Source organism: Lapillicoccus sp., assembly GCF_046595215.1.
Classification (GTDB): Bacteria; Actinomycetota; Actinomycetes; order Actinomycetales; family Dermatophilaceae; genus Lapillicoccus.
Genome location: NZ_JBKJPP010000095.1, coordinates 1 through 11248 on the forward strand (window position 1 = coordinate 1; position 11248 = coordinate 11248).

At 70.4% G+C, this 11248-nt stretch carries 12 protein-coding genes; 2 read left to right on the forward strand and 10 right to left on the reverse strand.

Annotated features, from left to right (window positions below):
• The coding region (locus ACLL9L_RS07715) for a copper resistance protein CopC (RefSeq protein WP_411284062.1) at positions 1–460 on the reverse strand (460 nt) is incomplete at its 3' end.
• 284 nt (positions 461–744) lie between these two features.
• On the opposite strand from ACLL9L_RS07715, the gene ACLL9L_RS07720 reads away from it, so the two are divergent.
• Positions 745–1335: a hypothetical protein gene (locus tag ACLL9L_RS07720; RefSeq protein ID WP_411284063.1), complete on the forward strand. Its 591-nt coding sequence runs from the start codon at positions 745–747 to the stop codon at positions 1333–1335.
• A 184-nt stretch (positions 1336–1519) separates the two neighbouring features.
• Here ACLL9L_RS07720 and ACLL9L_RS07725 read toward each other — a convergent pair whose 3' ends face one another.
• The 9 genes from ACLL9L_RS07725 to ACLL9L_RS07765 form a co-directional block, all read right to left on the reverse strand.
• Positions 1520–1945 carry a hypothetical protein gene (locus tag ACLL9L_RS07725; protein WP_411284064.1) on the reverse strand — a complete coding sequence of 142 codons (426 nt, stop codon included), beginning with the start codon at positions 1943–1945 and terminating at the stop codon, positions 1520–1522.
• A gap of 110 nt (positions 1946–2055) precedes the next feature.
• The gene (locus tag ACLL9L_RS07730; protein WP_411284065.1) at positions 2056–3864 is read right to left on the reverse strand and encodes an alkaline phosphatase D family protein; all 1809 of its coding nucleotides are present in this window, start codon (positions 3862–3864) and stop codon (positions 2056–2058) included.
• Between the two features lie 121 nt (positions 3865–3985).
• The gene (locus ACLL9L_RS07735) at positions 3986–6277 is read right to left on the reverse strand and encodes a heavy metal translocating P-type ATPase (RefSeq protein ID WP_411284066.1); all 2292 of its coding nucleotides are present in this window, start codon (positions 6275–6277) and stop codon (positions 3986–3988) included.
• A gap of 52 nt (positions 6278–6329) precedes the next feature.
• Positions 6330–6551 (reverse strand): heavy-metal-associated domain-containing protein, encoded by a 222-nt coding sequence (locus ACLL9L_RS07740; protein WP_411284067.1) that lies wholly within the window; start codon positions 6549–6551, stop codon positions 6330–6332.
• Positions 6552–6603: 52 nt separating this feature from the next.
• The gene (locus ACLL9L_RS07745; protein ID WP_411284068.1) at positions 6604–6918 is read right to left on the reverse strand and encodes a metal-sensitive transcriptional regulator; all 315 of its coding nucleotides are present in this window, start codon (positions 6916–6918) and stop codon (positions 6604–6606) included.
• A 92-nt stretch (positions 6919–7010) separates the two neighbouring features.
• Positions 7011–7691: a DUF305 domain-containing protein gene (locus ACLL9L_RS07750; RefSeq protein WP_411284069.1), complete on the reverse strand. Its 681-nt coding sequence runs from the start codon at positions 7689–7691 to the stop codon at positions 7011–7013.
• Positions 7692–7865: 174 nt separating this feature from the next.
• Positions 7866–8180 carry a hypothetical protein gene (locus ACLL9L_RS07755; protein WP_411284070.1) on the reverse strand — a complete coding sequence of 105 codons (315 nt, stop codon included), beginning with the start codon at positions 8178–8180 and terminating at the stop codon, positions 7866–7868.
• A 150-nt stretch (positions 8181–8330) separates the two neighbouring features.
• Positions 8331–9836, reverse strand: coding sequence for a multicopper oxidase family protein (locus tag ACLL9L_RS07760; RefSeq protein ID WP_411284071.1), 1506 nt, complete (start codon positions 9834–9836; stop codon positions 8331–8333).
• A gap of 28 nt (positions 9837–9864) precedes the next feature.
• On the reverse strand, positions 9865–10074 hold the full coding sequence (locus ACLL9L_RS07765) for an SHOCT domain-containing protein (protein ID WP_411284072.1): 210 nt from the start codon (positions 10072–10074) through the stop codon (positions 9865–9867).
• Positions 10075–10297: 223 nt separating this feature from the next.
• Here ACLL9L_RS07765 and ACLL9L_RS07770 point away from each other — a divergent pair, with 223 nt between their 5' ends.
• Positions 10298–11089, forward strand: coding sequence for a response regulator (locus ACLL9L_RS07770; RefSeq protein ID WP_411284073.1), 792 nt, complete (start codon positions 10298–10300; stop codon positions 11087–11089).
• Positions 11090–11248 lie beyond the last annotated feature (159 nt).

Consider the following 11248-nt stretch of genomic DNA (forward strand, 5'->3'; position numbering starts at 1 on the left):
CCCCCAGCAGCGCTCCGGCGAGGTCGTTGCGTCCGGTTCCCGTGGCACCGGCGGTCACGGTGCTCGGGGCGCCGATGGAGAAGCGGAACGACCCGGACACGGGGTGGGTGTCCGTCGCGCTGACCTGCCAGTTGACAGTGTAGGTGCCCGTGGCCAGGTTGGGGGGGAGGGAGACCGACAGCCGGTTGCCCTCGCCCCCCACCGCTGTGACCGGGCCGGTGGTCACGAGGCGGAGGTGGTCGTCAAGCACCTGGATGGCGCCATCGGCACGTTCGACCGGCTCGCTGAAGGTCAGGGTGACCTCCTTCGGCGCCACGGCGCGCACTTCGCCGGGGATCGGGTCGCTGCCCTCCAGCTGCGCGTGGGCCGACGCGGGCGGTGCTGCGACGAGCAGCGCGGCGCCGGCCATGAGCAGGACCGCGACCGCTCGCCGTGCACGTGCTGGGAAGGTTCCTCTCACTGCGGCTCCTGAGGCATTCCTGCGGCCGGGCGTCCGGGGATGAGCGCGACAGCCTCTCCAGAACGCAGCGTACGCACCGACGGCTGCCTCGGGACCGGAACCGCGAAACTCGTTGTGCGCTGGGCGGCTTCGTCATCATGACGACAAGATAGGCCCCAAACCATCACAAACCGACCGGTGCGTCCAGGGCGTCGGTATGACGACCATCGTCCACGTGCCAACCTTCCTGATCGTGTGCCAGAACCCCAAGGTTGTCCGGAGTTCCGATCGCCACCATGTCTGGCATGGACCCCACCAAGCCCATCCGCCTTCGCGCGGGCCGCACGGTTCTCGTTGCCGTCCTGATGCTGCTCGCCACGCTGCTCGGCGGCTGGCGCGTCGTGGCGATGGCGCAGCCCCGGCCCGAGGCGGCAACGTTCACCGTCGACGTCGTCTCCTACCGGGTCACCCGCGCGGAGGCCGTTTCGGGGCTGTCCGACCAGGATCTCTCGGGGATGGCCCACGGCATCCAGGGCCTGGTGTCCGACGACAAGGCGATCATCCGCGTGAGCCTCGTGCTCAGCACCGGATCGGCCTCGGGCACCTACGATCCGGGAGCGCTGCGGCTGAGCATCGCCGGCGAGCCCGCGCTCGTCGCGCCGGTCGGAGGGTCGCTGCCTCCCGGGCAGCTGCGTGCGGGCGCTCAGATCGAGGGCGCGATCGCCTTCGAGGTGCCACGCCACGGAGGCGCCCTCAGCCTCGTGGTGCCTGGCCAGTCACGTCAGATCCCGCTGCTCACGGTCGACGAGGCGCCGGCAGGGGCCGGTCAGCACCCGCCCGACACCAGTCCGTCGCTGGCACCGGACGACGAGCCCACCGGGCCCACTCAGCCGTGAGGTAGCTCCCGCCGGGGCCGGGCTCCTGCGTCGGCCGGGCCACTACCGCAGGTGTCGACCGAGCGCTTGCCGGGATGTCCGGGCAGTGCCGTGGATGAGCTCGTATGCCGGTGACCCGGCCCAGGTGCATGCCATGGCGAGCCCGGCACGCCGTCGGAGTCCTGGCGTCGGCGTGGTGGCGACGTCACACCTTCTCGGAGACTGGCAGGACGCCGCGCAGGCCCCACCGTGACAGCGATCGCTCGAGGGGATTGCCGGGGTGGAGCACGGTGACGGCGAGCCCGGCCGCAAGGAGTGTCGTCACCACGTCGAGGAGCTCGAGGTGAGGTGGGCGCACCCGGCTGGCGTCGAGGACGATCGGGCGTCCCAGGTGCCAGAGGCACACCCCGAGGCCGATCAGCGCCGCGCGGTGCTCCTCGCCCGTGAACGCCGGCAGCTCGATCTCGACCGCGGTGTCGTGCTCACGCCACCCACCACCCATGGTCGACACCAGGGTCCGGGCGAGGACGTGCCACCGTGGGTCCACGTCGGTGACGGACCCACGCGACGCGCTGTGCCGCGACTGGTGCCCTGGCACGGTGACCGGTGCGTGTTGCTTGAGGATCGACATCGTGGACCTCCGCGGGTGACGGCGAGTTGTCGTGACCGATGTTTCCCGCTCGTGCCAACCCCGGGCAAGTAGACCTTGGTCGTAGTACCCGGGTCAGCTGCGGCGAGACCTCAGTGTGAGCGCCCGACTCGCGGCTCGTCGGCCCGTGCGCCCAGTCGGGAGCCCGCGGGCACAACCCGCCGGGTGCCCGCCAGGGTCTGCCAGCTCGTGGCGTAGGCGGGCTCGCTCGAGCGGACGAGCCTGGGGTCGGGCTGGGCCGAGGTCGGCGTCGGCGTGAGGTAGAAGTCGGCGTGGACCCTCGCAGGCGTGACGTCGACGATGGTGTAGCCGTGACCGACGCCATCGAGGTATCGGATCCAGGGGTTCGTCGCCTGGATCGCGCCGGTTGCAGCGCGGGTGGCGGCGACCACGGCCTCGGGTGTCTGCCCCTTCAGACCGGCCGAGAAACCCTCGTAGAAGCCGTCGCTCGTGACCGAGGGGCAGACGAGCTCCACACCGACGGGCGCATAGGTCCCGCCCGGGCCTCGACCGGCGGGCAGGTCCATGGCCCACGACGAGTGGATGTCGCCAGTGAGGACGACGACGTCCCCGGCGGCGGGTGGTTGGGCCTGCAGGTGGCCGATCAGGTCGTTCTGGTCGGCCTGATAGCCGTCCCACTGGTCGGAGTTGAGCAGCAGGGGGACAGTCGGGATGCCCAGCGCAGCGCCGGGGAAACGCACTGGCGTCACGACCACCTGGTTGCCGATGAGGTGCCATGGCCGGGAACCGTCGGCGACGCCGTCCTTGAGCCAGGTCAGCTGCTCGGGCTCGGGCAGATGGCGCGAGGGGTCGGCCAGCTGCGCATCGACTGACGCCACCCCCGAGGGGATGAACCCCCCGCCGGTCCGGGTGAACCCCGCGACGTCGATCTGCCTGCTGCGGTTCTGCCTCGTCTCCACCACGGACAGGTCGGCCAGGGCTCCGAACGTGAAGCGTTTGAAGAACCTGGTGCCCTGGTGGGGAACCACCCGCTGCTCGGGCATCCGGAACGGCATCCACTCGAGGTAGGCCTCGTACGCCTGGCGACGACGGGTGGCAAAGTCGCCCTCCACGTCTGGGGTGTGGTTCTCTGCGCCGGTGTCCCACGCGTTGTTGGCGACCTCGTGGTCGTCGAAGATCGTGATCCACGGGTGCTGGGCGTGGGCGGCCTGCAGATCGGGGTCAGCCTTGTGCAGGGCGTGCCGCAAACGGTACCCGCGCAGGTCGATCGTCTCGGTGGCCGGCACGCCATCGCGCACCCCCGCCAGCCCGGCCGGTCCGTAGCGGTCCGCGCCGTTGCCGTACTCGTAGATGTAGTCGCCCACGTGCAGGACCAGGTCGAGGTCCTCGCGGGCGGAGATGCTGCGGTAGGCACCGAAGTAGCCACCGGTGTAGTTGCTGCAGGAGACCAGCGCCAGCCGCAGGGCATGGACGACGTCCTCCTCGTCCGGCGCGGTCTGGGTGCGGCCGGGGGAACTGTACTGTCCCAGCGCCTCGAAGCGGTACCAGTAGCGGGTGTAGGGGTGCAGCTCGTCGACGTCCACCTTGACGGTGTGGTCGCTCCCGGGATCGGTCCGCACGCGTCCGCGTCGGACGACGTCCCGGAAGCGCGGGTCCGTGGCGACGACCCACCTCACCAGCAGCGGCCGTCCCAAGCCGCTGCCGGGCGTGGCCACCGGCTCACCCCGACGCGCCGGAGGGGTGGCTCGGGTCCAGATGACCACTCGCTCGCCGGTCGGGTCGCCGCTGGCCACGCCATAGCCGAAGATGCCGCCATGGGCGGGCGCCGAGGCCACCGCCTCGTCGAAGGGGCGTGCTGCGCCGACCACCGCGGCCGCACCGAGGGCGGCGGCTCCGCGAAGGACAGTGCGTCGGGACGGGGCGTTCGAAGGAGGCGTCACATCACCCATCTTGGCGCACCACCGACGCCCGGGACCCCCAACAGCGGGTGAACTGTGAACTCCTCGGACCACGTTCCTCAGACCACGTGGTGCCGGGACCGCCCGGCTGGAGCCTGCACGGTCAGCGGTTGGGCTTGAAGGTGCGCAGCCGCAGGCTGTTGCTGACGACGAATACGGAGCTGAAGGCCATGGCGGCCCCGGCGATCAGCGGGTTCAGCAGGCCGAGGGCGGCGAGGGGGAGCGCGGCGACGTTGTAGGCGAAGGCCCAGAAGAGGTTGCCCTTGATGGTTCCCAGGGTGGCGCGGGCGAGTCGGATGGCGTCCGCGGCGGCCCGCAGGTCGCCGCTGACCAGGGTCAGGTCGGAGGCCTCGATGGCGACGTCGGTGCCGGTGCCCATGGCCAGGCCGAGATCGGCCTGCGCCAGGGCGGCGGCGTCGTTGACCCCGTCGCCGACCATGGCCACGATCCGGCCCTCGTCCTGGAGGCGCTTGATGACGTCGACCTTGTCGGCGGGCAGGACCTCCGCGAAGACGTCCGCGGGGTCGATGCCGACGTGCGCGGCGACGGACCGGGCGGCGCGGGTGTTGTCCCCGGTGAGGAGCACCGGTCGCAGGCCGAGTCCCCTGAGCTCGGCGATGGCCTTTGCGGACGTCTCCTTGATGGTGTCGGAGACGACGACCACCGCCCGGATTTGACCGTCCCACGCCACCCAGACCGGCGTGCGCCCCTGCGCCTCGGCGTCGTCGGCGACCAGGGCCAGTTCCTCCGGAGCGGTCATCGACCACTCGGTGGCCAGCCACGAGCGGCGGCCCGCGAGGGCGGCGTGCCCGTCCACGATGCCGGAGACGCCGTTGCCACCCTGGCTGGTGAAGCCCTCCGCCTGGGCCAGGTCGAGGCCGACGTCGTTGGCGTGTCGGGCGATCGCTCGCCCGATGGGGTGCTCGGAGGCGTCCTCGAGGGCGCCGGCGATGGCCAGGACCTGCTCGAGGGTCTGGCCGTTGGCCGGGTGGACATCGGTGACGCCCATGTGTCCGGTGGTGACGGTGCCGGTCTTGTCCAGCACGACGGTGTCGACGCGGCGGGTCGACTCAAGGATCTGGGGGCCCTTGATGAGGATGCCGAGCTGGGCGCCGCGGCCGGTGCCCACGAGGAGCGCGGTGGGCGTGGCCAACCCCAGCGCGCAGGGACAGGCAATGATGAGGACCGCCACCGCCGCCGTGAACGAGGCGGTGGCGGAGTGGCCGGTGAGGAGCCAGCCCGCGAGAGTGGCGAGCGCCAGGCCGATCACGATGGGCACGAACACGGCCGAGACACGGTCAGCGAGGCGCTGGACCTCGGCCTTGCCGTTCTGCGCGTCCTCGACGAGCCTGGCCATCTGGGCGAGCTGGGTGTCGGAGCCGACCCGGGTGGCCTGGACGACGAGGCGCCCGCCGGCGTTGACGGTGGCGCCCACGACCGCATCGCCCGGCCCGACCTCCACCGGGACGGACTCCCCGGTGAGCATCGACGCGTCCACGGCCGAGTTGCCCGTCGTGACGGTGCCGTCGGTCGCGATCTTCTCGCCGGGACGCACGACGAACCGGTCGCCGACCGCGAGCTGGCCCACCGGCATACGGACCTCGGCCTGTCCGGATGGCCCGTCACGCAGGACGGCGACGTCCTTGGCGCCCAGGTCGAGCAAGGCACGCAGCGCGGCGCCGGAGCTCCGCTTGGCGCGAGCCTCGAAGTAGCGGCCGGCCAGAATGAAGGTGGTGACCGCAGCGGCGACCTCGAGGTAGATGTGCGCCTCGCCGCCTCCCGCCCGGCTGGGCAGCAGGTCGAACGGCATCCGCATCCCGGTCATGCCGGCCGTGGTGAAGAAGAGGCCCCACAGGGACCAGACGTATGCCGCGCTGACCCCGACGGAGATCAACGTGTCCATCGTCGCGGCCGCGTGTCGCAGGTTGGTCCAGGCGGCCCGGTGGAAGGGCAGGGCGCCCCACACCACGACAGGAGAGGCCAAGGTGAGGGAGAGCCACTGCCAGTTGTCGAACTGCAGTGCCGGGACCATTGACATGAGCAGCACAGGAAGGGTGAGGACGCCGGAGACGACCAGCCGTTGGCGCCAGGAGTGGGCCTCGGTGTCCTGCTCGTGCCCACCGCTGCCCGGACCGGGGACGGCGACGCCGGGCGGTGCAGGAAGGGCGGCGGTGTAGCCGGTGGCCTCCACGGTCGCGACCAGGTCCTCCGGGGCGATATCGGGGGAATAGCTGACCTTGGCCTTCTCGGTGGCGTAGTTGACGCTTGCCGAGACGCCGGGCATCCTGTTGAGCTTCTTCTCGATGCGGGCCGCGCACGAAGCGCAGGTCATACCCCCGATCACCAGCTCCACGTCGCGGCTCGCCTGCTGCGAGCCGTTCACCTGCACGATCATGAGTTCCGTCCTTCCTTGCCCGGGGAAGCCGGGCTCTGTGCTGGCTGCTGCGTCAGTTGCCGGCAAGGTGGTAGTCGCCGGCCTCGTCGAGGGCGGCCACGATGTCTGGCTCGCTCAGGGGGTCGTCGCTCGCGACGCTCACTGAGGAGGTGCCGCCGGCGACGAGGTCAACCGTCACCCCGGTGACGCCCGGGATCTGCTCGAGCTCGCTGGTCACGGCGCCGACGCAGTGGCCGCAGGTCATGCCGGTCACGGGGAACGTCTGGGTGTTCATGGGTTGCCCTTCTGTTCGGGGTTGTCCTGCTGTTCGGGATCGAATCAGCCGCTCAGGAGCGGACCAACCGGGCGATGGCCGCCGAGGCCTCGTCGACCTTGGCATCCAGATCCACGGAGGGGTCCTGGGCGGCATGGGCCATGCAGTGACGGAGATGGTCATCGAGCAACCCCAGGGCGACCGCCTCCAGGGCCTTGGTGGCGGCAGAGACCTGCGTGAGGATGTCGATGCAGTAGGTCTCGGCCTCCACCATCCGCTGGAGTCCACGGATCTGGCCCTCGATGCGGCGCAGCCGCTTGAGCTGGGCGTCCTTGCTGCCGATGTAGCCGGGCACCGCGGTGGTGCGGGGTTCGTCAGTGGTGGTCATCGAACCTCCTGTGTCCTTGAGGTCAACATACCCCCGGTAGGTAACATTCCCGGGTGCCGAAGTGCCCACTCGGCCAGCAACACTCTGCCGGATCAGCTCGGGAGCGTGGCCAGCAGCGCCGTCAGCGTGGTGATCTCCTTCGTCTGGCCGTCGATGATCGTCTGGGCCAGCTGCTTGGCGTCGGAGCTGCTCCCGGTGCTCAGCTCGGTCCTGGCCTCGGCGACGGCCCCTTGGTGGTGCTTGAGCATCATCCCCACCCACATCCGGTCGAAGCCGGCGCCACTGGCGCTGCTGAGCTGGCTCATCTGCTCATCGGTCATCATGCCCGCCATGTTCGAGCTGCCGGCGGTCGAACCCATCTCGCCCATGCCCTGCCCCATGGCCGTGGCGGGGACGGGTTTGCCCCATCCCTCCAGGAACCCGGACATGGTCTTGATCTCAGGGTCCTGGGCGGCCTTGATCTCGGTGGCCAGCTGCTTGACGGTGGGGTTGGTGGCCTTCGTCAGGGCGAGCTCGGCCATGTCCACCGCCTGCCCGTGGTGCGGGATCATCGCGGTGGCGAAGTCGACGTCGGCCTGGTTGTGCGGGCCCGAGGCCGCCGGGGGCGCAGAGGTCGCCCCTGACGCGGTGCTGGACATGCCCGACGTGCCGGGCATGCCGGGCATGCCGCCGCTGTTGGACGAGGCGGTCGTGGAGGAGCCGCAGGCGGCCAGGGTCAAGGCGGTCGCGACCGCGAGGGCGGGTACGGCTGCTCGGCTCAGGCGGGAGTTCATCAGGTGGTCCTTCCAGCTGGGTTGCATGTCTCTGAGGTGAACTGACGACGATGGTGCACGCGCCCGGTCGAATTGATCAGCGTTCCGTGAAGATCTGATGAAGGCATGCCTCGTCATCGCCCGATTTTGCCGGGTCGTGACGGGTCGTTCACGCTCCGGGCCGGTGGAACAGGCTCACGGGGAGTGGTGCTGAGTGCCATCGCTCGTATGTCCGGGGGACGGGGTCGCCGGCGCCGAAGGTGTCGTGGACTCGCCACTGATCGCGGGGCCGACGACGAATGCGGACAGCGAGAAGACGGCGGCAAAGACCGCCACAGCGATGGTGGGCGCGACCCAGCTCCCGAACCTGCGGTGCAGGCGCCGCAGCATCGGCACCGACAGGAGGAGGCCGACCGCGAAGAACAGGGCGTTGCCGCCGGCCCCGGTGACCAGGGCCGTCCCCGCGATCAGGGTGACGTGGTGCAGCAGGTGCGGGACCAGCCCCAACACGGCCCCAAGAACCGCGCCGGCGGTGTCGCGCGCGGCAGCCAGCCTGGTCCTGGTGCCGACCGGCGCGGGAGAGCCGGGGGCGGCTTGCTCAACAGCTGGTTCGGTTGCGGATTGAGTTGGGGGAGTTGGGGAAGCGCTCATGTCCACACCTCACGCACGGTAGGAGATCGTGGTCATCATGCCGGCCTCGGCGTGATAGATGTTGTGGCAGTGGGTGGCCCACTGGCCCGGGTTGTCGGCCTGGAAGTCGACCTCGACCTGTTGCATCGGTCGCACGATCACCGTGTCCTTGCGGGCCCCTCCGGCAGTCAGGGCGAAGGTGTGGCCGTGCACGTGCATGGGGTGGAACATCATGGTCCGGTTCTGGAAGCGCAGCCGGACCCGTTGTCCCTGACGGACCTCCAGCGGCGCCGTGTCGGGAAAGCGCTTGCCGTTGAGGGTCCACTGGTAGCCGGCCATGGACCCGCCCAGAACGAGGTCGTGAGTGGTGTCAACGGCTCGGTCCGGCAGTCGGGCCGGGGCGCCGACGACGAGGTCGGTGCCGAGCAGGACCCGTCCGTTCAGCTCGGCCGGCGTGGATCCCGCCGCCGGTGCGGCGGCGCCGGGGCTGGTGCGGACGACGGCCAGGCCCTGGCCGTTCTTGCCCTCGGCGGAGGCGACCAGGGGGAATGCTCCGTCGGCCAGGGTGACGATGACGTCGAAGCGCTCGCCCATGCCGATGATCAGGGCGTCGGTGACGGCGGGCTGGACCGGGTAGCCGTCGGAGTGGGTGATGGTCATCTGGTGCCCGCCCAGCGCGACGCGGAAGGCGGTGTCGGAGCCGGCGTTGACGAAGCGGACGCGCACCCGTTGGCCGGGCTTGCCGCTGAGGGTGACGGGGTTGGCGGCGATCCGGCCGTTGACCAGGTAGTGCGGGTAGACGATATCGCCCGCCCCACCCAGCAAGGGTGACTGCATCGAGGCCTCCATGCCGCCCATGCCGCCCATGCCGCCCATGCCGCCGCCGCTCTGCGCGCCGCTGGCCTGGAGCTTCTTGAGGACCTCGTCCGGGGTGGTGCCGGTGCCGTCGATCCAGTCGTCGAGGACGACGATCCACTCGTCGTCGTAGCCGCCGGGCTCCTGGGGGTCGTCGATGACGAGGACCCCGTGCAGCCCACGGTCGAGCTGGACTCCGGAGTGAGGGTGGTAGAAGTAGGTGCCGGGGTCGGGCGCGGTGAACTCGTAGGTGAACGCGGCGCCGGCGCCGATCGGTGACTGAGTGATGCCAGGCACGCCGTCCATGTCGTTGCGCAGGGCGATGCCGTGCCAGTGGACGCTCGTCTCTGCGGGGAGGGCGTTCTCGACGCTCACCCGCAGGAGGTCACCGGCGCGGGCCCGCAGCAGCGGCCCGGGCACGCTCTCACCGTAGGCCCAGGTCTGCACGCTTTGGCCGCCGAGGTCGATGGTCGAGACCCGGGGGGTGAGCCGGGCGGTGACCACCCGCTGGTCGGTCGCGCGCCGGGTGGCCTCGGCGGTGCGGACGGCCTCGGACGCCGAGCCGACCGCCGGGCCGACCGCCGAGGTGGACCAGCCGTAGGCCGCCAGACCACCCACGGTCAGCGCGCTGGCGGCGCCCAGGGATCCGATGAGCAGGGTTCGGCGGGTCATGTTCGTCAAGACGTTCTCCTTCTCGAGTCAGTCGCGGTCAGCGTCGGTGCGTGGAGTGCAGGACGGTGCGGCGAGCGCTGTACTCCTCGGCGTTGATCTCACCGCGCGCAAAGCGCTCGTCGAGGACCTTCTCGGCGCTGGGTCCGTGCGTCGTTCCTGACTCCGAACCCGTGGGCCGACCGCCTCGGAAGAGGGCGACCACGCCGAAGACGACCAGGGCCCAGAAGGCCAGCATGAGGACGGTCATGACCACCCATCCACCTGCGCCCATTCCGCCCCATCCCATTCCGTTGTTCCACCACATCGCAGATCAGCTCCTCTTTCGGTTCGAGCGTTGTTTCGGTTTGTGCTTCGAGTGTGCGCGGCCAGCACGGGGGGACCGGTAGTGGTTGTGTGAAGGTTCGCTGAAGAAGCCCCAGGGGGACGTGCGGCGAGTCACCGTCGGCGGTGGGTGCTGCGACGATGACGGGATGGTAGACATCCCCGGTGAGCGCACTGACGCCACGCATGACACCACGACGGCGAAGCCGCCGGCCGCCGAGACGCCAACGGCCAGGCCTGCGTCCGGTGTCCGGGCCCTGGTCGTGGAGGACGAGGTTGCGCTGGCAGAGGTCCTGGGTAGCTATCTCGAGCGAGAGGGATTCGAGGTCCATCTCTGTCACGACGGTGGCGCGGCGGTGAGTCTTGCCCGGGACGTCGACCCCGACGTCGTGGTCCTCGACCTGGGCCTGCCCGGTCTCGACGGGCTCGAGGTGTGCCGCCAGCTCAGAACCTTCTCGGACGCCTACGTCGTCATGCTGACCGCCCGCGACGACGAGGTCGACAAACTCATCGGCCTGTCTGTGGGCGCCGACGACTACATGACCAAGCCGTTCAGTCCCCGCGAGCTGGTGGCCAGGGTGCGGGCCATGCTTCGGCGCCCTCGACCCTTGGGGACCGGTGAGGACGACGGACCGGTGCTGCGGAGCTTCGGCTCGTTGTCGGTCGACCCTCTGGGTCGCGACGTGTGGTTGGCGGGCGAGCCGGTCTTCCTGACGCGGACCGAGTTCGACCTGCTCGCCGCCCTGTCGGAGCGGCCCAAGCTGGCGTTCAGCCGTCGCCAGCTCATCGACCACGTGTGGGGACCGACCTGGGTGGGCGACGAGCACCTCGTCGACGTCCACATCGGCCACCTGCGGCGCAAGCTCAACGACGAGGCCTCCAGCTCGAAGTTCGTCCGCACCGTGCGGGGAGTCGGCTATCGGATGGGGACCGGCCAGTGAAACCGGGCAGGGACGGCGCATCCGGTCAGCGACGACCGTCCCCAGGGTTGGCCACCCGCCTGGTGGCCGCTCAGTCCCTGGTCCTGTTGGCGGGGGCCCTGACGACGTGGCTGGTCGCCTCGGCCGTCGCTCCCGGGATCTTCCATGAGCACCTCCTGC

Coding starts and splice junctions, on each gene's coding strand:
- ACLL9L_RS07720 (WP_411284063.1), top strand. CDS start 745: ATGGACCCCACCAAGCCCATCCGCCTTCGCGCGGGCCGCACGGTTCTC.
- ACLL9L_RS07725 (WP_411284064.1), bottom strand. CDS start 1,945: ATGTCGATCCTCAAGCAACACGCACCGGTCACCGTGCCAGGGCACCAG.
- ACLL9L_RS07735 (WP_411284066.1), bottom strand. CDS start 6,277: ATGATCGTGCAGGTGAACGGCTCGCAGCAGGCGAGCCGCGACGTGGAG.
- ACLL9L_RS07740 (WP_411284067.1), bottom strand. CDS start 6,551: ATGAACACCCAGACGTTCCCCGTGACCGGCATGACCTGCGGCCACTGC.
- ACLL9L_RS07745 (WP_411284068.1), bottom strand. CDS start 6,918: ATGACCACCACTGACGAACCCCGCACCACCGCGGTGCCCGGCTACATC.
- ACLL9L_RS07750 (WP_411284069.1), bottom strand. CDS start 7,691: ATGAACTCCCGCCTGAGCCGAGCAGCCGTACCCGCCCTCGCGGTCGCG.
- ACLL9L_RS07765 (WP_411284072.1), bottom strand. CDS start 10,074: ATGACCGTCCTCATGCTGGCCTTCTGGGCCCTGGTCGTCTTCGGCGTG.
- ACLL9L_RS07770 (WP_411284073.1), top strand. CDS start 10,298: ATGGTAGACATCCCCGGTGAGCGCACTGACGCCACGCATGACACCACG.